The organism is Bordetella sputigena, from assembly GCF_965137885.1.
Classification (GTDB): Bacteria; Pseudomonadota; Gammaproteobacteria; order Burkholderiales; family Burkholderiaceae_B; genus Bordetella_C; species Bordetella_C sputigena.
In genome coordinates this window covers 63,729-84,462 of record NZ_CBCSCA010000010.1, presented here as the reverse complement: position 1 = coordinate 84,462, position 20,734 = coordinate 63,729, and the positions used below count along the sequence as shown (strand labels likewise).

Annotated in this window: 20 protein-coding genes; 9 read left to right on the top strand and 11 right to left on the bottom strand. The window is 65.5% G+C overall.

Translation table 11 applies throughout. The features are described from left to right. Positions 1 to 2: 2 nt before the first annotated feature. Positions 3 to 908, bottom strand: coding sequence for a fumarylacetoacetate hydrolase family protein (locus ACNA0R_RS19230; protein WP_415827653.1), 906 nt, complete (start codon positions 906 to 908; stop codon positions 3 to 5). A 237-nt stretch (positions 909 to 1,145) separates the two neighbouring features. Here ACNA0R_RS19230 and ACNA0R_RS19225 point away from each other — a divergent pair, with 237 nt between their 5' ends. Further along, the gene (locus ACNA0R_RS19225) at positions 1,146 to 1,517 is read left to right on the top strand and encodes a hypothetical protein (protein WP_415827652.1); all 372 of its coding nucleotides are present in this window, start codon (positions 1,146 to 1,148) and stop codon (positions 1,515 to 1,517) included. Here the strand turns inward: ACNA0R_RS19225 and ACNA0R_RS19220 are convergent. Next, a complete protein-coding gene (locus tag ACNA0R_RS19220; RefSeq protein WP_415827651.1) occupies positions 1,489 to 2,718 on the bottom strand; it encodes a PAS domain-containing protein in 1,230 nt (409 codons plus the stop codon). The two genes, ACNA0R_RS19225 and ACNA0R_RS19220, sit on opposite strands and share 29 nt — an antisense overlap. Positions 2,719 to 2,912: 194 nt before the next feature. Between ACNA0R_RS19220 and ACNA0R_RS19215 the strand changes: the two genes are divergently transcribed. The 4 genes from ACNA0R_RS19215 (at position 2,913) to ACNA0R_RS19200 (ending at position 7,034) form a co-directional block, all read left to right on the top strand. Then, positions 2,913 to 3,944 (top strand): L-dopachrome tautomerase-related protein, encoded by a 1,032-nt coding sequence (locus ACNA0R_RS19215; RefSeq protein WP_415827650.1) that lies wholly within the window; start codon positions 2,913 to 2,915, stop codon positions 3,942 to 3,944. 283 nt (positions 3,945 to 4,227) lie between these two features. Further along, positions 4,228 to 4,635, top strand: a complete 408-nt coding sequence (locus ACNA0R_RS19210) for a hypothetical protein (RefSeq protein ID WP_415827649.1) — start codon at positions 4,228 to 4,230, stop codon at positions 4,633 to 4,635. Between the two features lie 245 nt (positions 4,636 to 4,880). Next, positions 4,881 to 5,930 (top strand): TauD/TfdA family dioxygenase, encoded by a 1,050-nt coding sequence (locus ACNA0R_RS19205; RefSeq protein ID WP_415827648.1) that lies wholly within the window; start codon positions 4,881 to 4,883, stop codon positions 5,928 to 5,930. Between the two features lie 105 nt (positions 5,931 to 6,035). After that, positions 6,036 to 7,034, top strand: coding sequence for a tripartite tricarboxylate transporter substrate binding protein (locus ACNA0R_RS19200; RefSeq protein ID WP_415827647.1), 999 nt, complete (start codon positions 6,036 to 6,038; stop codon positions 7,032 to 7,034). 12 nt (positions 7,035 to 7,046) lie between these two features. On the opposite strand, the gene ACNA0R_RS19195 is transcribed toward ACNA0R_RS19200, so the two are convergent. Further along, positions 7,047 to 7,952, bottom strand: coding sequence for a LysR family transcriptional regulator (locus ACNA0R_RS19195; RefSeq protein ID WP_415827646.1), 906 nt, complete (start codon positions 7,950 to 7,952; stop codon positions 7,047 to 7,049). A 291-nt stretch (positions 7,953 to 8,243) separates the two neighbouring features. Here ACNA0R_RS19195 and ACNA0R_RS19190 point away from each other — a divergent pair, with 291 nt between their 5' ends. Beyond that, positions 8,244 to 9,311: a DNA-binding protein gene (locus ACNA0R_RS19190; RefSeq protein WP_415827645.1), complete on the top strand. Its 1,068-nt coding sequence runs from the start codon at positions 8,244 to 8,246 to the stop codon at positions 9,309 to 9,311. Between the two features lie 42 nt (positions 9,312 to 9,353). On the opposite strand, the gene ACNA0R_RS19185 is transcribed toward ACNA0R_RS19190, so the two are convergent. After that, positions 9,354 to 10,781: an NAD-dependent succinate-semialdehyde dehydrogenase gene (locus tag ACNA0R_RS19185; RefSeq protein WP_415827644.1), complete on the bottom strand. Its 1,428-nt coding sequence runs from the start codon at positions 10,779 to 10,781 to the stop codon at positions 9,354 to 9,356. Between the two features lie 350 nt (positions 10,782 to 11,131). Between ACNA0R_RS19185 and ACNA0R_RS19180 the strand changes: the two genes are divergently transcribed. Together ACNA0R_RS19180 and ACNA0R_RS19175 are read left to right on the top strand one after the other, a co-directional pair. Then, positions 11,132 to 12,127 carry a Bug family tripartite tricarboxylate transporter substrate binding protein gene (locus ACNA0R_RS19180; protein ID WP_415827643.1) on the top strand — a complete coding sequence of 332 codons (996 nt, stop codon included), beginning with the start codon at positions 11,132 to 11,134 and terminating at the stop codon, positions 12,125 to 12,127. Positions 12,128 to 12,267: 140 nt separating this feature from the next. Continuing rightward, positions 12,268 to 13,383, top strand: a complete 1,116-nt coding sequence (locus ACNA0R_RS19175) for an iron-containing alcohol dehydrogenase (protein ID WP_415827642.1) — start codon at positions 12,268 to 12,270, stop codon at positions 13,381 to 13,383. A 73-nt stretch (positions 13,384 to 13,456) separates the two neighbouring features. On the opposite strand, the gene ACNA0R_RS19170 is transcribed toward ACNA0R_RS19175, so the two are convergent. From ACNA0R_RS19170 to ACNA0R_RS19140, 7 genes are all read right to left on the bottom strand, one after another. After that, positions 13,457 to 14,347 carry a LysR family transcriptional regulator gene (locus tag ACNA0R_RS19170; RefSeq protein WP_415827641.1) on the bottom strand — a complete coding sequence of 297 codons (891 nt, stop codon included), beginning with the start codon at positions 14,345 to 14,347 and terminating at the stop codon, positions 13,457 to 13,459. Positions 14,348 to 14,416: 69 nt separating this feature from the next. Beyond that, a complete protein-coding gene (locus ACNA0R_RS19165) occupies positions 14,417 to 15,721 on the bottom strand; it encodes a type II toxin-antitoxin system HipA family toxin (RefSeq protein ID WP_415827640.1) in 1,305 nt (434 codons plus the stop codon). 12 nt (positions 15,722 to 15,733) lie between these two features. Then, positions 15,734 to 16,078: a helix-turn-helix transcriptional regulator gene (locus tag ACNA0R_RS19160; RefSeq protein WP_415827639.1), complete on the bottom strand. Its 345-nt coding sequence runs from the start codon at positions 16,076 to 16,078 to the stop codon at positions 15,734 to 15,736. 109 nt (positions 16,079 to 16,187) lie between these two features. Then, positions 16,188 to 17,393 (bottom strand): acetylornithine deacetylase, encoded by a 1,206-nt coding sequence (gene argE, locus ACNA0R_RS19155; RefSeq protein WP_415827638.1) that lies wholly within the window; start codon positions 17,391 to 17,393, stop codon positions 16,188 to 16,190. Between the two features lie 75 nt (positions 17,394 to 17,468). Beyond that, positions 17,469 to 18,446 (bottom strand): LysR substrate-binding domain-containing protein, encoded by a 978-nt coding sequence (locus ACNA0R_RS19150; protein WP_415827637.1) that lies wholly within the window; start codon positions 18,444 to 18,446, stop codon positions 17,469 to 17,471. A 127-nt stretch (positions 18,447 to 18,573) separates the two neighbouring features. Continuing rightward, positions 18,574 to 19,245: a DUF1028 domain-containing protein gene (locus ACNA0R_RS19145; protein ID WP_415827636.1), complete on the bottom strand. Its 672-nt coding sequence runs from the start codon at positions 19,243 to 19,245 to the stop codon at positions 18,574 to 18,576. Between the two features lie 43 nt (positions 19,246 to 19,288). Continuing rightward, on the bottom strand, positions 19,289 to 19,702 hold the full coding sequence (locus tag ACNA0R_RS19140) for a RidA family protein (RefSeq protein WP_086065086.1): 414 nt from the start codon (positions 19,700 to 19,702) through the stop codon (positions 19,289 to 19,291). A gap of 240 nt (positions 19,703 to 19,942) precedes the next feature. On the opposite strand from ACNA0R_RS19140, the gene ACNA0R_RS19135 reads away from it, so the two are divergent. Next, a complete protein-coding gene (locus tag ACNA0R_RS19135) occupies positions 19,943 to 20,725 on the top strand; it encodes a maleate cis-trans isomerase family protein (protein WP_415827635.1) in 783 nt (260 codons plus the stop codon). Positions 20,726 to 20,734 lie beyond the last annotated feature (9 nt).

The window sequence follows — 20,734 nt, the reverse complement described above, 5'->3', positions numbered from 1 at the left end:
TCTTAATCGCCGATGGTATTGCGAAGGACGCCCAGTCCTTCGATGCGCGCGGTGACGACGTCGCCCTTTTGCAGATAGCGGGGCGGCACCAGGCCCAGTCCCACGCCCGACGGCGTGCCGGTGGCAATGATGTCGCCGGCCTCCAGCGTCATGCCGGCCGATAGCTGCGCGATGATGTCCGGGATCTTGAATAGCAGGTCCGCGGTATTGGAATCCTGCCGGCGCTCGCCGTTCACATCCAGCTGTATCGAAAGCGTGTGCGGGTCGGCGACCGCCTGTTTGTGCACGACCCAAGGTCCCATGGGGCAATGGCGGTCCAGCGCTTTGCCCTTGAACCATTGGCCGTGCGCCTTCTGCAGGTCGCGGGCGCTGATGTCATTGATGATGGTGTAGCCGAATACGTGCTCCATCGCTTTTTCAGCCGGGATGTCGATGCCGCTTTTGCCGATCACGACGCCCAATTCCACTTCGTAGTCGAGTTCGCGCGTAACGTGCGCATGGGCCGCGATGACGGCGTCCGGGCCGATGACCGTGGTCGGCGGCTTGGTGAAGACTTCGATCACCTTGGGAAAGTCATGGGGATCCCGTCCGCGCGCACGGTTGCCTTCAATGATGTGCTCGCGATAGTTGCGCCCGATGCAGAAGATGTTCTTCCGCGGCCGCGGGATGGGGGCAAGCAGGCGCAGGTCGGCCAATCGCGCAGTGAATCGCGCGGCGCCGGCGTGCTCGCGCGCCAGGGTTTGCGCCCGTTCGATGCCGGCGTCGCCCAGCGCCAGGAGCTCTCCGACATGCCGGGGCGCGGGCGTGATGGCGTCATCCGGCCAGGCGGTGGTCAGATCGAATACGGTTTCCGTATCGAGCAGCATGCCGAGGTGGTGGGTATCGCGCGCGTAAGCGAGGAATTTCACGAAGGCTCCAATAAAGGTTTAGCGATAACGTATACGTAATCTTATAAAAGTATACGTTAATGTCGCGCGGCGTTGACCCGGGGCCGGCTGGTGAAAACGGGGTTGCATCATGCGATCTTGTGGATGGGCTGCAAACCCGCGTCGTTCCAGGCGGTCGCGGACAAGGGCGCCGGCTCGGCGACGAGGCGGCAATCGGGTCTATATACTGGTTATATATACAGTATTAAAGTGCGGGCGATGTCGAGATATCCGGCGCTCTTCCATAAGGAGCTACGCGCGTTATGGGACGCGAATCCCTGTCCCGAAGTGCGGCGCCTGCTGTGGGAAATCGCCCGCCTGCACGGCAGCTTGATCGAGGTTTACGACCTGCTGGAGCGTCTCGCCACGGAACAGGCCGGGCACTATGCGTCCATGCGCATGGCGAATCTGCGCGTGATGCTGGAAGCCGAACCGGCGGTAAAGCGCGAACTGGCATCGCGCAAGCGCGTAGCGGCGCGGCATGCGGCACAGCCCAAGCCGGTGATCGGCGCGATGATGATGCCGCCCTTGCATGGTCCGCCATGGCCTTTCCCCCGCTACATCAAGGCGAAGAAGCGCAGCCGCCGATAGCAGGTACAGGCGCGCCTTCCAGCGCGCGCTCGTCGGCGGGGAAGTAGAGCGACACGGTCGTGCCCACGCCGACTTCCGAACTGATCCTGAGCGCTCCGCCGGATTGCCTGACGAAGCCATAGACCATGGAAAGGCCCAGGCCCGTTCCCTTGCCGGCCTCCTTGGTGGAGAAGAAGGGGTCCAGCGCGCGCTTGCGTATGGCTTTCGGCATGCCGTGGCCGTTATCGGAAATCGCCACGCACACATAGCGGCCCGGCGGCAGAGCATCGAGAGTACGGGTCGCTTCGTCGTCCAGGACGACGTTGCTCGTCGTGGTGGTGATGCGACGATCGGAGACATCCCCTACCGCATCCCGCGCGTTGTCGTAGACATTCATAAGCGCGATTTCCAGCTGGGCGCTATCCAGTCGCACGTTCCACAGGTCGGGCGCCAGCTCGTACCCGGCATGGATGTCGCCGAAGGTGCTATCCGGCCACAGGCGGGATGATCGGATCACATTGTTCAGGTTGACGACGCGGCCTTCCAGGCTTTGCTTCCTGGAGAATGCCAGCAATTGCTGCGTAAGCGCCTCCGCCGCCTTGGCCGCCTGGCTGGCGTCGTCCACGCTGCGCAGCACGCGGGCCTTGTCCACGTCATCTTGTTCCATGCCGCGGCGTATCGATTCGATGTGGCCTTGCATGACCTGGATCAGGTTGTCGAAATCGTGCGCGATGCCGCCCGTCAGCTGCCCCAGGGCTTCCATCTTCTGCGCGTGCTGCAAGGCGTATTCGGCATCCTTGCGGCGGCTGATGTCGAGCTGGGATGCAAAGAAGTACGTCAGTTTCCCGGCTTCGTCATAGACCGGCGAGATGAACAGCGCATTCCAGAAACTGGAGCCGTCCTTGCGGTAATTGATGAGTTCCATCGAAATCTCGCGGCGTGCGTCCACCGCCGCGCGGATGCGCGCCACGGATTCACGGTCGGTGTCCGGGCCTTGCAGAAAGCGGCAATTCCGCCCGAGGATTTCCTCCACGGCATACCCGGTCATCCGGATGAAAGCCTGGTTGGCGAAAACGATGGGGTTGTCCGGCAGAGTCGGGTCGGTGACCAGCATGGGCATGCGCGTGGTCTGCACAGCCGCGGAAAAGACGTCCTTGCCCGGGGTTATCGCCTTGCCAGCCTTGTTCTCGACCGGTGTGCGGTCTGTCTGCCGGTGCGCCATGGTTTCGAACTCCGAATCGGAAATGCGGCGGCTCGTCATTGATGAGCGGAGGCATATTGATAGCACATCCGCCGACGTTATCGGCCCTTTCGGAACAAGGGATGTTCGAGGCGGCAAGCCCATGCAACCCACATACCCCTGTCCGGCACGTCGGGTGCTGCGCGCAGGGATCCAGAACATACCGGGACAGTTCCATGACGACCTTAAACACCATCGCCGAATTCGATCATCAGGTGACCGGAGTCACCGTCGCGGAAGACGGCCGCATCTTCGTCAACTTTCCGCGTTGGACCGAAGATGCGCCTATATCGGTGGCCGAGGTTTTGCCGGACGGCGGGCTGCGGCCGTATCCGGACCAGGAATGGAATTCCTGGCGCAACGAAACGGCCTTCGAAAAGTCGCTGGACCAGCATTTCGTTTGCGTGCAGGCCTTGTATGCCGATGGCCGGGGAACATTGTGGGTGGTCGATCCAGGCGCGCCGGGCAATGAACGCGTATTGCCGGGCGCGGCCAAGCTGGTCTGCATCGATCTGGCCAGCGATAGCGTGCGCCGGGTCATCTCCATGCCGCCCGACGTGGCGAAGCAAGGCAGCTATCTGAACGACATACGCTTGAGCCCGGACGGCAAGACGGCCTACTTGACGGATTCGGGCGCCGAAGGGGCGATCGTCGTGCTCGACGTGGAAAGCGGCGAGAGCTTCCGCGCCTTGGCCGGCCATCCGTCCACGCAGCTGGAAAAGGACGTCATCGTCGAGGTGGACGGCGCGCCCTTGCGCCGGCCCGACGGCCGGCAGCCCATGTTCGCCTCCGACGGCATCGCGCTATCCAACGACGGCGCCACGCTGTATTGGCAGGCGCTCACCGGGCGCACCTTGTATTCCATCGATACGGCGCTGCTGCGCAAGGATAGGAGCGAGGAACAGCGCGAGCAGGGCGTGCGCAAGGTGGGCACGACGCACGTCAGCGACGGTTTGCTGATAAGCCGGGAGGGCTCCCTGTACCTGACCGCGGTCGGCAACAACGCCGTTACCCGCTGGACCGGTAGCACGACGGAGGTCGCCGTGCAGGATCAGCAGCTGCGTTGGCCGGACACCATGGCGGAAGGACCCGACGGCGTCATCTACGTGACCGCCTCGCATATCCAGGATACCTACTGGTTCAAGCCGGGCGCTCCCGCGGCGGTACGCACGGCCTTGTTCTGCTTTACGCCAGCCGACGCGGGGTGACTGGGAAGCGCCGGTCTTTACCAGATCGCGTATCTCCTGTACCGCCGCGCGGTTGGCTGCGCGTCGCGGGGCGGGAGCAACGCGCGCCGCGTCCCGCTTTCATCGGCGCGGGAGTCCAAGGCACGATCACTGATCGCGGCGCACCGGCACTGTTGATCCGAGGGCAAGGCGTAGCGTGGAATTTTTGAATAATTTCTAGTTATCTACTGTTACTTAAGTCGTAAACAAAATTAAGTAAAGTTCTCCCGCTTCGATTCGGACGAATCCTACCTGGGGAACATCTATGTCTTTTCGCGCATTGACAGCTGCCTTGCTCCTTTCGACTCTTGCGGCGTGCGCCAATATGGGTAGCGGCAGCGGCGAGGACAAAATGAGCATGGCCTATCTCAAGCAGCACCTGGTCGCGAACCAGACCACCAAGGCCGACGTATTGCAGTTGTTCGGCGAGCCTCACTATAAGAGTGAGCAGCCGGATGGCGCGGATTATTGGGCTTATAGCGAAGACCAGATCAATGGCAAGGACTACCTTGGCGAGGCTTCGAAGTATCTCTCCGGAATGGCAGGGTCGTTCGGCAGCGCGGCTGCACAAACGCAGCAACGCAAAACCGACCGCGACCTGAATATTTTCTTCAACGCCAAAGGCACGGTCCGGAACTTCAATACGTCCGGCAGGACGGGCGCCGGCGCCTGACGCACGGGTGTGGCGGGGCCTGGGCTGACGCCTGATCAATGGCGTCCGGCAGGCTGGCACGCCGCGTTGTCCCACACAAGCCGCGGGAGCGCGACGCCCCGCGGTTTTTTTGCGCCCGCGACCGCGCTCCTGGTAATCCCGGATATCGGATTTCCCGTCGCCGCGGCGACGGAATTATTCGTTTTTGCCGCCACGCTTGCCTTCCTATACTTCCCCACGAACCGCAACCAAGGGGAAAGGCATTCATGGAAATGCAAGTCGAACGCACACGGGATCTCGCCGAAGGCGAGGAAGTCACCATACTGGACACGTCGGCGCCGGGCCGTCCGTTGATACGCGATACGCCCCTGGCCGGTCCCATCGTCTGGGACCGCGATACGTTGGCGCCGGACGACGGCATGATCCATATCGATGACGATTGCCTGGCGGAAATCGACGCATTCGTCGAATCCCTGCGCCGCAATCCGCTGCCCACTTTGCTGCTGGCCCCCACGGATTTCGACATGCCGCGCTGCATGGCGATGATGCGGCGCGCTCGCGAAATCCTGCAGGACGGCGTGGGTTTCGTGATCCTGGACAAGGTGCCGGTGCAGCGCTATTCGCAAGAGGAAAACCGCGCCATCTATTGGATGCTGGGCCAGATGGTGGCCCGGCCGGTGGCGCAGAGTTTCGACGGCAAGATGATCTACGACGTGAAGGACCAGGGCCGGGCCTACAGCACGTCGGTGCGCGGCGATACCACCAGCAAAGACCAGAACTTCCACACCGACAACAACTACAACCTGTGCCCGCCGCATTATGTGGCGCTGTTCTGCCTGCATCCGGCCATGGCCGGCGGCATCAATAGCATTGTCAGTTTCTACTCGGTCTATAACGAGATGCTGAAGCGGCATCCCATCGAGCTGGTCGAGCGGCTGTACCAGCCGTTCCTGGCGAACCGGCAGCGCGAGCACTATCCGGGCGATCCGATGGTGCTGAGCCGTCCGCTGTTCACTTACGACGGCGAATGGCTGAACTGCAAGCTGTCGCGCCATCAGACGCTCAGCGGCTATCACCTGGCGGGGCAGGAGCTGGATCCGCTGGGATTCGAGGCCTTGGACGCCTTGGAATCCATCATGCGTGAAGAACGCTGGAACCGCGAGTTCTTCTTCGAGCGCGGGCAAATCCAGATCGTGGACAATCGCCGTTGCGGGCACCGCCGCACAGGCTTCGTCGATTATCCGGAGCCGGAGCGCAAGCGGCATTTGCTGCGCCTGTGGCTGCGCGACGAAGGGCGACGCTCGTATCACGGGTGACAGGCAGGCCGCGCGGCCGCCATAAGAAGCTGTACACGCCCGCCGGCGGCGAAGGCGAGGAGACATGGACACCGGCCTTCCGGATAACGATACAAGGGGTATTCCATGGACATTTCCTGCGCGATGCGCGGCCTCGGCACGCGTCTGCTGGCGGCGTTGTCATTGATTCTTCCGTTGGGGTGGGCGGGCGCGGCGCACGCCGGCGCCTATCCCGAGCGGCCCATCAAGATCATCGTGCCGTTCACGCCGGGCGGCACGTCGGACGTACTGGCGCGCACGCTGGCCGAACAGATGACGCTGGACCTGGGCCAGCCGGTGGTCGTGGAAAACCGTCCTGGCGCCGGCAGTGCGCTGGGTACCGGCGTGGCGGCGCGCAGCGCGCCGGACGGCTACACCTTGTTGATGGGATCGAGCTCGGCGCTGGCGGTGAATCCCGCTTTGCAGGACGACCTGCCTTACGATGCCGTGCGCAGCTTCGCGCCGGTTTCACTGGTGGCGGGCATCCAGAACATCCTGCTGGTGAACCCGTCGCTGCCGGTCAAGAACGTGAAAGAACTGATCGCCTACGGCAAAACGCGCAAGCTGTTCTACGGCAGCGCCGGTACGGGATCGTCGCCGCATATGTCGGCCGAGCTGTTCGAGTCCATGGCCGGCATCGAAATGACCCACGTGCCGTTCAAGGGCGGCCCGCAGGCCGTCAGCGAAGTGGTGGCGGGGCGGGTCGATCTGATCTTCGACAATATGCCGACCGCCGCGACCATGGTGAAGTCCGGCCAGCTGCGCGGCCTGGCGGTAACGGGCGCGCATGGGTCGCCCATGGTTCCGGAGATCCCCACCGTCGCTTCGCAGGGCCTGCCCGGATACGACGTAACGGTCTGGTACGGCCTGGTCGCGCCCGCGGGCACGCCACAGGCCATCGTCGATATGCTCAGCAAGGAAACCGCGAAAATTCTTGCGCGCGACGATATCCGGCGGAAGCTGGTCGGTATCGGCACCGAGCCGCAAAGCATGACGCCGGCGGCGTTCGGCGAGTTCATGGCGGGCGAGCGCGCCAAATGGGCGCAGGTGATACAGAAGGCCGGGATCAAGACCGCCGCGCGCTGACGCGGGCGCCGCTTACGCCAGCGGCATTGCTTCACGCGGGAAGTCGCTGACCTCGGCCGCGAGCAGGGCCACGGCCGTCACCAGCGGACTGGTGTTGCCGCGCTGGTGCACGGCCACGAATTCCAACCGTGGAAAGGCCGGCGAGGTATCCAGCACCGTCAGCAGGCCGGCCAATACCTCGTTCCTGTGCGAGGCGCGATGCAGTAGTCCCACCCCCAGTCCCGCGGCGATCAGCTTGGCGGCCACGCCCATGTCGCTACAGGAAATCAGCGGGTTGTATTCCACCCCGGCCGCGCCGAACCACTGCGCGATCGCGGGGTAGTGGGGCGAGGCCTGCGACAGGCCGACGATGGGATATTGCGCCAGATCGGCGGGCGTCAGCGTCCGTTCGGCCGGAAGCTCCAGTTCCGGCGACGCCATCCATGTGAATTCGTCATGGCCCAGCGAGACCGCCTCCAGCGTGGGATCGGTAATGGGCGCGCCCGCAAAGGCGATATCCAGTTCCCCCGAACGGACCATCTGCAGCAAAGGGGCCGTCAATCCCAGGCGTATTTCGAATCTGACGCGGGGATAGCGCGCGCGGATGGCGGCGATCAGCCGCGGCAGCCATGTGTGGGCGATGCGCCCGGCCACGCCCATGCGCAACAGCCCGGTGATGGCCTCGGGCTCTCCCAGATGAAAGCTGATGCGTTCGGACAGGGCGATGATCTGCTTCGCCCAAGGCAGGATTTCCTCGCCCTTGGCGGTCAATTGCAGGCCGTGGTGCGAACGGTCGAACAGCTCCACGCCCCAGGTGGTTTCCAGCTCGCGTATGCGGGTCGAAATGGTGGACTGCGTCGCATGCAGGGCCTTGGCCGCGGCCGCGAAGCTGCCCAGCTGGGCCACGCGGGCGAATGAAACGAGCTGCCGGATGTTCATAAAAACAGTGTCCCGGTAATCCTTTACGGGCGCAATCGGGGAACACCTCGTGTCCGGCTGGCGCGGCGCGGGGGGCGCCCGGAACCCGCATCCGCGGTTGCCTGTTCCGGTGGCGCCGGGACGCAGCCGCTACGGTCGAGCCGGAGGGCAGCTGTACCGGATTGGCGCCGGGCGCGCCGGTAATCCGGACGGCGTCCGGGAAATGTATGAAATAATACGTCCGATGTAGTATATATAGTGGTCGTGCGCCTTTTGAGGCGGATAAACTTCCCTTATCGCAACTTAAAAACCATGGCGATTACAGAGCTCGATGTCCATACCGCCGCTGACGCGCTGCTGCGGGACGGTGAGCGTCCCACCATCGAACGCGTCCGCCTGAAACTGGGCCGTGGGTCCCCCAACACCATCACCGGTTTTTTGAACTCCTGGTTTGCCGGCCTGAGCGAACGCCTGACGGGCGCCGGCCACGCCGCGCTGCCCGAGCCCGTCGCGCGTTTGTCGCGGGAGCTATGGCGCGCGGCGCTGGAACAGGCGCGCGAGCAGGTTCACGCGCGGCAGTCCGAAGAGGCCGGCCGCCTGGCCGCCGAACGGCATCGCCTTGCGGCGGTGGAACAGGAGCTGGCGCAGGCGCGGGACCGCTTGCAAGCACGCGAGGCGGACCTTGAGCTTGGCCTGCAGGCCTTGCGCGAGCAATTGGAAGCCGCGCAGGATGCCGCCCGTGCCGCCGGCGATGAATCGCGGTCCCAGCAAAGGCAGGCCGAGTCGGCCCGTAAGGCATTGGCCCAATCGCAAGACGAGGCCCAGGCCCTGCGCGCCCAGTTGGTCGAGGTGCAGAACCGCCACGCGGATGCGTTGGCGGAAGCGCAGGCGCGCCATGCGGCGCAGGAACGCCGCTGGTTGAATGAGCTGGATGCGGAGCGTCAGGCCAACAAGCGGCTGACGGCCGAGATCGAACGCGAGCGGCAGGCCGCCGAACGCGACCGGCTATCCGCCGAACGGGATCGTGAGGCGGCTGAACGTGAACGCCAGGCCCTGGACAAGGAAAGGCAGGCCACGGAGCGCGCGCGCGGCGAGATGCAGGCGGCGATCGCCAGCCTGCAGGAAGAATTGCGGCAAGCGCTACGCGGCGAAACGACGCTGCGCGCCGAGTTGGCCGCTACCTCCGCCAGGCTGGAGGCGGAACAGGCTTCCGCGCAAAACGCGGCGGCCGCCGCCGGCAAGCGCGAAACGGAGCTGCTCCAGTCGATATCCGAGTTGTCGACGCAGTTGGCAAGCAAGGACAGGCAACTGGATGCGCTGGCCGGTTCGCTGGCGCCGCGCCGCAACGGCCGTCGCGGCGATAGTCCGGAACAACGCTAGCCTGGCCCCGCGAGCATGCCGGCGCGATTCCCGGCAATGCATTTACCGATGCGTGATGAATTTGGTGACCAGATACCCGTCGAAGGTCTCCGCGCCGCCTTCGCTGCCTATGCCGCTGTCCTTGACCCCGCCGAACGGCATTTCCGCCGCGCCGCTGCCGTAGTGGTTGATGTTCACCATGCCGGCCTCCAGCGCATTGGAGGCCAGCGTCGCGGTGCGCAAGGACTCGGTGAAGACATAGGAGCTCAGCCCATAGGGCAGGGAATTGGCCAGCCGTATGCCGTCCTCGAAGCTATCGAAGGACGCGATGGGCGCGATAGGCCCGAACGGCTCTTCGTGCATCAGGCGCGCATCCGCGGGGAGGCCGGCGACCACGGTCGGCGCGAAGAACGATCCGCGCGTGCCGACGCGCGATCCGCCTGTCAGCACTTCGCCTTTGCGCTGGCGCACGTCTTCCATAAAGCTTTCCATGGCGGCGACGCGGCGGTCATGGACCAGCGGTCCCATGTCCACGCCCTGGTCCAGGCCATCCCCCACCTTCAGCGAAGCCGTGATTTCGACGAAGCGCGAAACGAACCTGTCGTAGGCTCCGCGCTGCACGAAGAAGCGCGACGGTGAAATGCACACCTGGCCCGCGTTGCGCATCTTGAAGCGCGCCAGGATGTCGGCGGCGCGATCCAGGTCGGCATCGTCGAACACCAGGACAGGCGCGTGCCCGCCCAGCTCCATGGTCATGCGCTTCATATGGCTGGCGGCCAACGCCGCCACCTGCTTGCCGACGGCGGTCGAGCCGGTGAACGACACTTTGCGCACGATGGGCGAGCGAATCAGGTAGCTGGAAATATCCGCCGGGACGCCCCAGACCAGGTTCAGGCAACCGGCCGGCAGGCCGGCGTCGTGCAGGGCGCGCACCAGTGCGATGACGCCGCTGGGGCTGTCCTCGGGACCTTTGATGACCAGCGTGCAGCCGCTGCCCAGGGCCGCGAATACCTTGCGCGAAGCCTGGCCGATCGGGAAATTCCAGGGCGAGAAGGCCACGCACACGCCCACCGGTTCGCGCACCACGAACTGGCGCACGTCCGGCTGGCGCGGCGGAATCACACGGCCATAGATGCGGCGGCCTTCTTCGGCGTGCCAGTCGGCGTGTTCGGCGCTCTTGTCGGTTTCCGCCAACGCTTCGGACAAGGGTTTGCCCTGGTCGAGGGAGATATTGCGGGCGATGTCCCGCATACGTTCGCGCAGCAGGTCGCCGGCCTTGCGCAGGATGGCGGAGCGCTCCATGGGGGACGTGCGCTTCCAGGTCTCGAAGGCTTTTTGCGCGCCGGCCAGCGCCTGATCCAGGTCCTCGGTGGTTGCATGGGGCAACTGGCCCAGGACTTCGCCGGTGGCGGGATTGGTGATCGCCTGCGTGGCTCGCCCTTCGGCGGGAATAAAGCGGCCGTTGATATAAAGGGCGGGTTGTTCGTACATCGTTGTCTCCTGTTGTTCCGCAGCGCCTGCGATGCGACGGGCTATCGTATCAGCGGCCCGCGCGCGCCGATTTCTTTTTGGGAACGCCACTGTTCTCGTTTGGAAAAAGCGCGGGGCGGCCATCCGCGGGGCCGGCCATCCGGGGCCGGCCATCCGCCGCCGCGGGAGGACAGCGTCCGGGCGGCCGGCGCCGCGCGCATGCATCGACTATTGCCTGGCAGAGAACTGCGGTGTTCCAAAAATTCAATGCAGTTTCCGCTGGCCTGCCCATAATCTCGGCTGGTGCCCGCTGGACAACACGCGGCGCCACGGTTGCCGCCAACAGGCCGGCGCCGCAGAACCAGAACAAAATGGAGACACTCATGGGCCCGTCCTGGAAGCTCAAGCATTTCTTTGCCGCCGCGGCGGCGCTGGCCAGCCTGGCCTTGGCCGCTCCGGCCGCGGCCGATTACCCGGACCGTCCCGTATCGGTAGTGGTCGGTTTCCCGGCCGGCGGCTCGGCCGACCCCTTCGCGCGCCTGTTCGGCCAGGAGCTGTCCAAGAAGTGGGGCCAGCCGGTCGTCATCGAGAACAAGGCCGGCGCCAACGCCCTGATCGGCACCAGCTATGTCGCCAAGGCCGCGCCGGACGGCTACACCCTGCTGGTCGCGCTGGGCAACCACACCATGAACCCGGCCATGTACAAGGGCATGCAGTTCGATACGTCCAAGGACTTCGCCCCGATCGCGCTGCTGGCGCTGGCGCCCAACGTGCTGGTGGTGCGCGACAACTTCCCGGCGAAGAACTTCCAGGAGTTCCTGCAGGTGCTGAAGCAGAATCCGGGCAAGTACACCTATGCGTCGTCGGGCAACGGCGGTACGCCGCATCTGGCGGGCGTGCTGTTCGGCCAGAAGACCGGGACGTCCATCCTGCACGTGCCGTACAAGGGCGCCGCGCCCGCCATCGCCGACCTGATGGGCGGGACCGTGGATATGTCGTTCGCCACGCTCAGTTCGGCGCTGCCGCAGATCAAGGCGGGCAAGATCCGCGCGCTGGCCATTACCTACGACAAACGCGTGCCGCAGTTGCCCGATGTGCCCTCGCTGGACGAACTGGGCGTGAAGGGCGTAAACATCGCCACGTGGTACGGTTTCCTGGCGCCGGCCGGCACGCCGCCCAGGATCGTCGAGAAGATCCACGCCGACCTGGCCGAGATCGCCGCCCGGCCCGCCGTGCAGGAGCAACTGACCACCATGCTGGGCTCGGTCATCATTTCCGAAGGGCCGAAGCAGTTCCAGCAGCGCATCGACAAGGAGCTGGCCGAATGGGACGTCGCGATCAAGCAGGCCGGCGTTTCGCTTAACTGAGGTTGCCGGCGCCCATCGCGGGCCGGCTCCGGCCGACCGGCCGAAGGCCCGCGTCCCATGCGGACCTGGCCTTTGTGCTTTCCCGGTGTCGCCCAGCCAGGCGGCGCCGTTTCCACGAACACTGAGTAGCGAGCAAGCGCGTGTCCATCCTACAGTTCCTGACCAAAGTGCATTTCGACTACGGCAGCCGGCGCGAGTTGCCCGGCGAGCTGGCGCGCAATGGCGTGAAGCATCCCATGTTCGTGACCGACAAGGGCCTGATCGCGGCGGGCGTCTTCGCCATGGCGATCGAGCCTCTGGGCGCGGACGCCGCGCGCGCGGTGTTCGACGACACGCCGGCCAATCCGACGGAGGACGCCGTGGAAGCCGGCCATGCCATGTTCGTCCGCGAGCAATGCGACGGCATCGTGGCGATCGGCGGCGGCGCGTCCCTGGACCTGGCCAAGGCCATCGCCGTGATGTGCGGCGATCCGGCGCCGCTGTGGGAGTACTGCAATCGCCACGCCAAGCCGCGCGCGGTGGTCAATACGCCGCCGCTGGTCGTGCTGCCCACCACATCGGGCAGCGGCAGCGAGGTCGGCCGCTCCGCGGTGATCATTTTCCGCAATGGCATCAAGGCCGGGGTAGGGTGCCCGAACGTCGTCAGGGCGGCGATCTGCGATCCCGAACTGACGCTGGGCCTGCCCCGCTACATGACCGCCGCGACGGGCATGGACGCGTTGACGCATTGCGTCGAGACCTTCTGCTCGCCCACCGTGAACCCGCCGGCGGACGCGATTGCCCTGGACGGCCTGAAACGCGTCTACGCCAACATCGAAAAGGTCACCGCCGACGGCGGCGATCGCGAGGGGCGCTGGCACATGATGATGGGCGCGCTGGAAGGCGCGATCTGTTTCCAGAAGGGCCTGGGGGCGGTGCATTCCATGTCGCACGCGCTGGGCGCCCTGAACCATCACCACGGCACGCTCAACGCCATCCTGCTGCCGCACGTCATCGGCTACAACCATGACTGGCTGGCGGACAAGCTGCCGGCGCTGCGCCAGGCCATGGGCCTGCCCGCCGACGCCGACCTGCGCCAGGTCTTCCTGGACTTGAACGAGCGCCTGGGCCTGCCGCCGGGTCTTAAGGCGCTGGGCGTGGACGAGGGCATCTTCGATGCAATAGCCGATGCGTCGCTGGCCGACAATGCCCACAAGACCAATCCGCGGCCGCTGACCAGGCAGGATTATCTGGCGCTGCTGCACGCGGCGTATTGAGGGCCGAGCGCGCGTGCGGAGGGCGGTGGGGGCTACGCGCGGCGCCGCGCGCGGTTGACGAGCGGCGCGCTGGCTATTCCGTCGCCTTCAGCACCTCCACCAGTTCCTCGATCGCCGCGTCGCGATCGCTGCCTTGCCCGACGCAGATGTAGAACTGGCGTTCGGCCCAGTCGTCCTCCAGCCGCAGCCACGCCAGGCCCATGTCGACCAGGTATTTGCTGGCGATCGCTTCGGGCAACACGGCCAGGCCCAGGCCTTCCTGCACCATGCGGCAGCGCGCCTCGAAATTGGACACTTGCAGGCGTACGTTCGGCGGCCGCGACACCGACTGGTCCACGTAGGCCAGGAACTGGTCGAAGGAATGGCGCGGGAAATAACCCACCAGGTCATAGTCCACCGCGTCCTCCAGATGGACCGCCCGGCGCTTCGCCAGCGGATGTCCCAGGGGCACCACCAGGCCCACGCGATCGCGGATATACGGATAGGAAACGACGCCCGGCGCGGGATGGCGGCCGTGGTAGATACCGATGTCGGCGCGGTCTTCCACCACCATGCGCGGGATCTCGTAGCTGTAGCACTCCAGCAGATCCACGCTGATGCGCGGATTGGCGCGCAGGTAGCGGCCGATCTGCGCGGGCAGCATCACCAGGATGGGCGATGGCACGCTGGCGAGGCGGATCTTGGCCATGCCGTCCACGGCGTAGCCTTCCACCGCGGCTTCGGCCAGCTGCAGGCTGCGCAGGATGGCCTTGGCACGCTGGTACAGCAGCATGCCCGCGGGCGTCGGTTCGACGCCGCGGCCGTGCCGGTGCAGCAGGACGCGGTTCAGGTGCCGCTCCATTTCGGCGACGCGCTTGCTGGCCGCCGACGTGACCAGGCTTTGCCGCTCGGCGGCCTTGGACAGGCTCTTTTCTTCGACCGCCGCGACGAATATCTTCAGGGCTGGTATGTCCAGGCCGCTCATTTTGTGCTCCCCCAATATGCCGGCCATGATGCCGGCAAGGCCGACAAGTTTAGCTTCCCGGGCGATGCGCTATTCGCCGGCACGCCAGGCGGACAACGATGATTCGATCCGTTCGACTTCGTCGGGCGTCATGCCGGCCTGGCTGTAATAGCGCCGTCGCCGGGCGACCACCGCGCGGACCCTGTCCAGGATCGAGCGCGCGGCCGCTTCCGTGCGCAGGCCGAAACGGCGGTATTCGGTCAGGCAGTTTTCGAACGAGCTCAGCCTTCCCTGCGCGCCGACGTGCAGATAATGCCTGGCCGAGCCTTCCTGCGTGGTGACGTCGAAAAGCGGCGCCAACCGGTAGGTATCGGCGTCCGGGTCCTTCAGGAAGCCGATGTTTTTAAGGTGGTCGTCGGTGTTGTGGACGGCGACGTTCAGCATCATGCGCGCGTACAGCTCTTGCAGATCGCGCACGGGATTGGACGACACGCGCCGGATCACGTCGGCCAGCCGGGCATAGGAATACGTCGCCTTGCCGCGCGCGCCGTCCAGTTCGCGCTTGCCGATCTGCACCGATGGACTGATCAAGGCCGCCCCGCTCAGGAAATGCCGGCGCGCGACCACCGGGCCGGTAGCGTCCCTGGCCGGCAGCAGTTCGCGATCGAACCGATGCGTCAGCAGCACGGCGCCCAGGTGCGTCTCCACCAGCCGGATTGGCGGCACGGTCAGGCCGATGTCGCGCGCCATGCAAAGATTGGCGTACTCCACGCGCTGGCGATCGTAGGATTCGCCGCGGCGTGGGAACTTGGCGATCCACATTTCGCCGCCATCGTCGCGCACGATGGTCTTGGGGCGCGCGCCGCCGATATCCCAGGAACTGCCCAGCAGATCGCGATACAGCCCCTTGGGCTTGATACCCTGGTCGATGTCGGCGATCAGGTCCGTCAGCGATTCCACCTGGGTGATTTCCGGCAGCCGGTACACCTTGCGCATATTCGGCGTCAGCAGGCGTGCGCTGAAGAAGAGGGCGCCCACGCCCATGCCCCGGCCTTTCAGGAGGACTTCGTCTTCCGTCACGCGTGCGCCGGCGTTGTCCATGCGCATGACGTTGCGGCCCCAGGCGTCCGGCGCGGCGTCGAAAATGGCGCCCAGCGTTTCATAGCGGCTGGTGGTGCTGAAGGTGGTGCGCGCATCGATCAGCGGCAGGTTCAGCGGATCCAGCGGGAAAGCGCGCGGGTCGTTCACATAGGATTGCACATAGGTGAACTGGGCGAAGAAGCGGTCTTCGCCGGAATCGTCCAGGGTCAGCAGGCCGCAGAGCACGGCTTCGCCGCGGATGTCGACGTAGACGTAGAGCTCGCTCTCCACGGCTTTGTCCTTGCGGTTCTTCATATCGCAACCGCGCTAAAGCTTGCCGGGGTCGGCGCGGTGCGCCTGCGCGGCCTTGCGGGAGCCGCGGGCCGGCCGGCGTACCGCATCCAGGCGCAGGCCTACCTTGTCCTGCTGCGGGTCGGCCAGCGCGAAGACCTGCTCGCTGAAGCCGTACCGCAGCAGGGCTTCCACCAGCAGCGCCGCGGACACGCCGCCGTCGCCTTTTTCCAGGCGCACGATGGTCGAGCGGGACACGCCTATGCGCCCGGCCAGGCCGGCTTCGGTTTCGGCGCGGCGCAGGCGCGCGGTGCGCAGGTTTTCGCCGATACGGACGAGGGCCTCGGCCGCATCGAAGCTGGGCTCGATTTTCTTTTTCATGACTCAATAATAGTACGTTTCCGCTCGGAATGTACTATTAATGGATCAATTTAGGGCGGGGCGCGCCGCGGGGCCGTAAGCTCGCTGGAATGTGCTATTAATGAGTCACTCAGGCCGATAATGAGCTATTAATGCACAAATAGTCCGTCAGCCTGGCCATCATTTCGTCGCACGCGCTGATCTGCGAGATTTCGACGTACTCATCGGCCTTGTGCGCGACTTCGATGCTGCCCGGACCGCATACCAGCACCGGCGTCTCGTCCCACTGCTGGCGGAACAGGCCGCCCTCGGTGCCGAAAGCCACTTTGGTGCGGGCGGTGCCGTCGGGCAGCAGCGAAGCCAGCAGATGCACCGCGGCGGAATCCTCGGCCGTGGACAAGCCCGGGTAGGCATTGACGATGTCCACCTTGGGCGGGGCGGCGTCCGGCAAGGCCTGCGCCTCGCGCATGCGCGCCTGGGTGCGTTCCAGCACGCGGGCCAGGATGTCGGCGGGATCGTCCTCCATCACGTTGCGGATCTCGAAGTTCACCTCGCATTCCTGCGGCACGATGTTCAACGCGGTGCCGCCGCGTATCGTCCCGGCGTGGATGGTCGAATAGGGAACGGCATAGCCGTCCTCGCGCGGGCCGTGCTCGCTCAAGTCGCGCTGCACGTCGCGCAAGGCGGCCACCAGGTCGGTGGCGGTGTGGATGGCGTTGACGAAGCGCGGGGCCAGGCCGGAATGGCCGGCCTGGCCGCAGCACAGGGCGCGATAGGCTGCCTTGCCCTTGTGGCCGGTGCCGATTTTCATCAGCGTGGGTTCGCCGACGATGACCAGCGAGGGCGCCGGACGCATGTCCGCCAGGGCGCGGATCAGGTGGCGTACGCCGACGCAGCCGATTTCCTCGTCGGAGGACAGGGCCAGGTGCAGGGGCCGCCGCAACGGGCGGCCGGCGGCATGGACCATGGCCATGACGGCGCAGGCGACGAAGCCCTTCATGTCGGCGCTGCCGCGGCCGTACAGGCGCCCGTCCTTTTCCGTGGGCTCGAAGGGCGGCGTGGTCCAGGGTTGGCCCTTGGCGGGGACGACGTCGGTGTGGCCGGACAGCACCACGCCGGGGACGTCGCGCGGGCCGACGGTGGCGAAGAGATTGCAGCGGCTGGCGTCGTCCGGGTCCGGAACCAGCATGGACTCGATGCCGGCTGCCCCCAGCAGCTCGCGCACACGAGCCATCAGGTCGGCATTGGGGGTCAGCGTGACCGAAGGAAAGGCGATCAACTCGCGCAGCAGCTCCAGGCTGGTGGCGGGGGCGGGGCGGCTTATTGCTTTGTTCATGGAATGGGCGTCGGTTTTGAATAGGTGGCTGCCGGCGCGGCCGGCGGGGCCCGGAACGGGGCGTCGCAAGCGTTGTCAGCGCACCGGCGGCACGTCTTCGCCCGGAATATAGGGATCGAAGAAGCTGGCCGCGCTCATGCCCGGGATGTATTGATCCGAGATATACGAGCGGCAGCGTTGCATGAAGGCCAGGGCCAGGCGCGAGGGCTTCAAGGGCTTGTAGGTGGCCAAGCCCAGCAGCATGGGCCGGTGCTCGCCGGCCAGCCGCAGGCGCACCAGGCGCTTGCCATCCAGCGACTGGGTCGATTTCGGCCGCACGTTGAACAGCGCATAGCCGATGCCGTTGGCGACCATGGAACGCACCACGTCCTCGGAGCGAGAGCGCGCGACGATGTTGGGTTCCAGCCCGGCCTTGGTGAACAGCGACATGAAGTACTCGCGGCTCATGGGCAGGTCCAGCAGCACCATGGGCTGCGCGGCCAGTTCGTCCAGCGTGACGGCAATCTGCTGGGCCAGGGGGTGCAACTCGCTGACCAGCACGTGCGGCGGCAGATGGGCCAGTATTTCGAAGCTCATTTCCTCGCCCAGCTGCAGGTCGTAGGTGAGGGCGACATCGATTTCCAGCGTATGCAGGCGGGTGATCAGCTCCTGCTGGTCGCCTTCGACCATGTGCAGTTCGACTTTCTCGAATGCGCGCGCAAAGCCGTAGATGACCTCGGGCGCGATCATCGCGGCCAGCGGCTGGAAGCAACCCACCCGCAGTACGCCCTGCAGGGTGTCGCTGGACACCGAGGCGATTTCATACAGGCGCGAGGCGCGTTCCAGCAGTTCTTCGCATTCCTGCATGACCTGCGCGCCCAGGATGGTCAGTGCGAGTCCCTTGGAGGGATGCCGCACGAACAGCTGCACGTTGAGTTCGGTTTCGATGTGGGCGATGGCCGCCGAGATCGAAGGCGGAGAAATGTGGATCTGGGCGGAGGCCGCGGCGATGCTGCCATGCTTGGCGGTCGCTACGAAGTACTCCATCTGGCGCAGGGAAATGCGATTGAGCATGGTCCGGGAAAGGGCAACAGGGGCGGGCCGGCCTCCGGGGTCGCCGGGCGCATCGCCGGGGTTCGCAGGCTCAACATTACCAGCGATGCGCGTTTCCGCCATGCGGGAATAGCACCAGGACCGGCGGTCAGAGGTCTCCCGGCACGCCGAAACTGGGCGCGGCGCGCGGATCGCGGGCGCGCGTGATGTAGTCCTGCACCTGCGGTTCGTAGATTTTCCAGGCGTCGTACAGCGCCTCGATGGGGCCCGCCTCCACCCAGTCCAGCCGCAGGTCGACGATGGGCCACGGCAGGTCGGCATAGACCAGCAGGCCCGCGGAATGCACCGGACCTTCCTCGCCGCCGGCCGCCTGGCCGGCCAGCATGGCCTGCATCAGGCGTTCGGCCAGCGAGCCCCGGGCGCTGTCGAAGGCGGCCAGCATGGCCTTGGGCACGTCCAGCGTGGCCAGCATGTTGCCGGCGCAGGCGGCATGGGTACCGGCGATGCTGGAGATCGTGCCCAGGCAGCTTTCCCCTGTGTAGATCGCCGGCGGCTGCGTGGCGTCGATGGCCATGAGCTGGCGGTAGGCGATATAGGGGCGCTGCCGGAGTTCGGCCAGCGCCTGTTGCGGCGTGCGGCCGGCTTCCATCAGGTCCAGGGCCGCCGGTCCCAGCATGGGGTCGGTGATGTTCTGGCTGACGGCCGCGCCGACGCCGGCGCGTGCGCGGATGCAGCGCGACGCCACGGCGGGCGACGACGATGAAACGGCCGCGCCGAACTGTCCCGATTCCGGGCAGCGCGCGATGATGGAAAAGGTCATGTCGGAACTCCGGGCGGGACGGTTTCTGGGCCGGNCGGCGGCGTCAGTCGGGAATGACGGCCGTGGCGTCGATTTCCACCAGCCATTCAGGACGAGCCAGGGCCGAGACCACGATACCGGTCGAGACCGGGAAAACGCCCTTGAGCCAGCGGCCGACCACGCGGTACACCGGTTCGCGGTAGCGCGGATCGATGATGTAGATGGTGATCTTGCAGATGTGCTCCAGCTCGCCGCCGGCTTCCTTCAGCAGCATGGCGATGTTGGACATGGCCTGTTCGGCCTGTCCCGCCGCGTCGCCGATGCAGACGCTTTCGGAGGTGTCCAGGTTCTGGCCGATCTGCCCGCGCAGGAATACGGTGCTGCCGCGCGCGACGACGGCCTGGCACAGATCGTTGTCCAGGTTCTGCTCGGGGTAGGTGGCTTTGGTATTGAAGGTGCGGATGCGGGTATGTTTCATGGCTGCGTCGGCGAGTGTGTGCGAATGGGATGGGCCCGAGCGCGGGCAATGGCGGATGGATGGCGCGGCGCATGTCGCGCGCCTTGCCTGGACGAATGCCATGGTCGAACGGACCGGCGGCCGCGCCTATTTGTATTTTCCGGCGGACCATCTCGGAATTTCCGACTTGGTCGCGTGGAGGCGCGTCTCCCATCATTGGTCGCATCGAACAACGCATCCAAGCATCCAAAGGGGCGGCAAATGTCCAAGACGCGGGAATACCCCCGTTTCCGTTATGACGGTTCCGGAGACCTCGCTCGCATCGGCCTGATCTACATCGCGTCCAGCGTGGTCATGGAAGAGGAAATGTGGGCCATGTCCGCCCCGGGCGTGTCCACGCATACGGCGCGCATCAAGCTGCCCAAGGTGACCGTGCAGGGTATCGAGGAAATGATGAACGCGCCGGAACTGGAGCTGGCGGCGCGCATGGCGGCGGCGCCGCCCATCGATGTGCTGCTGTTCGGTGGCACCAGCGCTTCCTTCCTGCATGGCACGGCCTATGACCGCGCGCTGATCGAAAAGATACGCCAGTGGGTGCCCGGGCCCAAGGTCACCACCGCGTCCACCGCGACGCTGGCGGCGCTGAAGAAGGTCAAGGCCGGCAAGGTTGCCCTGGCCACGCCGTATTTACCGGAAATACACGAACGCGCCATCCGTTTCCTGGAGGAAAACGGCCACCAGGTAGTGAAAAGCAACTACCTGGGGATCTCGGACGACCATGCCCTGGCAGAGGTGCCCATCGAGAAGGTCTATGACCATGTGCTGTCGGTGGACCATCCGGACGCCACGGCCATCTTCGTGTCGTGCACCAACTTCAGGACGGTCGGCGCGATCGAGGCGCTGGAACAGCGGCTGGGCAAGCCGGTCGTGTCGGCCATCCAGGCGTCTTTCTGGCACTGCCTGGAATTGACCGGCGTGGCGGGCGCGAAGCCGGGCTACGGGTCGTTGTTCGCGGGAAACATCGCGAGCGAAGGCGTGGGATAGGGCTTGTTC

What these genes read in the sequence shown, in the direction of transcription:
- ACNA0R_RS19170 (WP_415827641.1), bottom strand. Translation starts at nt 14,347, where the DNA reads ATGAGCGGCCTGGACATACCAGCCCTGAAGATATTCGTCGCGGCGGTC.
- ACNA0R_RS19185 (WP_415827644.1), bottom strand. Translation starts at nt 10,781, where the DNA reads ATGTACGAACAACCCGCCCTTTATATCAACGGCCGCTTTATTCCCGCC.
- ACNA0R_RS19145 (WP_415827636.1), bottom strand. Translation starts at nt 19,245, where the DNA reads ATGACCTTTTCCATCATCGCGCGCTGCCCGGAATCGGGACAGTTCGGC.
- ACNA0R_RS19195 (WP_415827646.1), bottom strand. Translation starts at nt 7,952, where the DNA reads ATGAACATCCGGCAGCTCGTTTCATTCGCCCGCGTGGCCCAGCTGGGC.
- argE (WP_415827638.1), bottom strand. Translation starts at nt 17,393, where the DNA reads ATGAACAAAGCAATAAGCCGCCCCGCCCCCGCCACCAGCCTGGAGCTG.
- ACNA0R_RS19160 (WP_415827639.1), bottom strand. Translation starts at nt 16,078, where the DNA reads ATGAAAAAGAAAATCGAGCCCAGCTTCGATGCGGCCGAGGCCCTCGTC.
- ACNA0R_RS19220 (WP_415827651.1), bottom strand. Translation starts at nt 2,718, where the DNA reads ATGGCGCACCGGCAGACAGACCGCACACCGGTCGAGAACAAGGCTGGC.
- ACNA0R_RS19190 (WP_415827645.1), top strand. Translation starts at nt 8,244, where the DNA reads ATGGCGATTACAGAGCTCGATGTCCATACCGCCGCTGACGCGCTGCTG.
- ACNA0R_RS19135 (WP_415827635.1), top strand. Translation starts at nt 19,943, where the DNA reads ATGTCCAAGACGCGGGAATACCCCCGTTTCCGTTATGACGGTTCCGGA.
- ACNA0R_RS19205 (WP_415827648.1), top strand. Translation starts at nt 4,881, where the DNA reads ATGGAAATGCAAGTCGAACGCACACGGGATCTCGCCGAAGGCGAGGAA.
- ACNA0R_RS19215 (WP_415827650.1), top strand. Translation starts at nt 2,913, where the DNA reads ATGACGACCTTAAACACCATCGCCGAATTCGATCATCAGGTGACCGGA.
- ACNA0R_RS19225 (WP_415827652.1), top strand. Translation starts at nt 1,146, where the DNA reads ATGTCGAGATATCCGGCGCTCTTCCATAAGGAGCTACGCGCGTTATGG.
- ACNA0R_RS19140 (WP_086065086.1), bottom strand. Translation starts at nt 19,702, where the DNA reads ATGAAACATACCCGCATCCGCACCTTCAATACCAAAGCCACCTACCCC.
- ACNA0R_RS19180 (WP_415827643.1), top strand. Translation starts at nt 11,132, where the DNA reads ATGGAGACACTCATGGGCCCGTCCTGGAAGCTCAAGCATTTCTTTGCC.
- ACNA0R_RS19165 (WP_415827640.1), bottom strand. Translation starts at nt 15,721, where the DNA reads ATGAAGAACCGCAAGGACAAAGCCGTGGAGAGCGAGCTCTACGTCTAC.
- ACNA0R_RS19150 (WP_415827637.1), bottom strand. Translation starts at nt 18,446, where the DNA reads ATGCTCAATCGCATTTCCCTGCGCCAGATGGAGTACTTCGTAGCGACC.
- ACNA0R_RS19210 (WP_415827649.1), top strand. Translation starts at nt 4,228, where the DNA reads ATGTCTTTTCGCGCATTGACAGCTGCCTTGCTCCTTTCGACTCTTGCG.
- ACNA0R_RS19200 (WP_415827647.1), top strand. Translation starts at nt 6,036, where the DNA reads ATGGACATTTCCTGCGCGATGCGCGGCCTCGGCACGCGTCTGCTGGCG.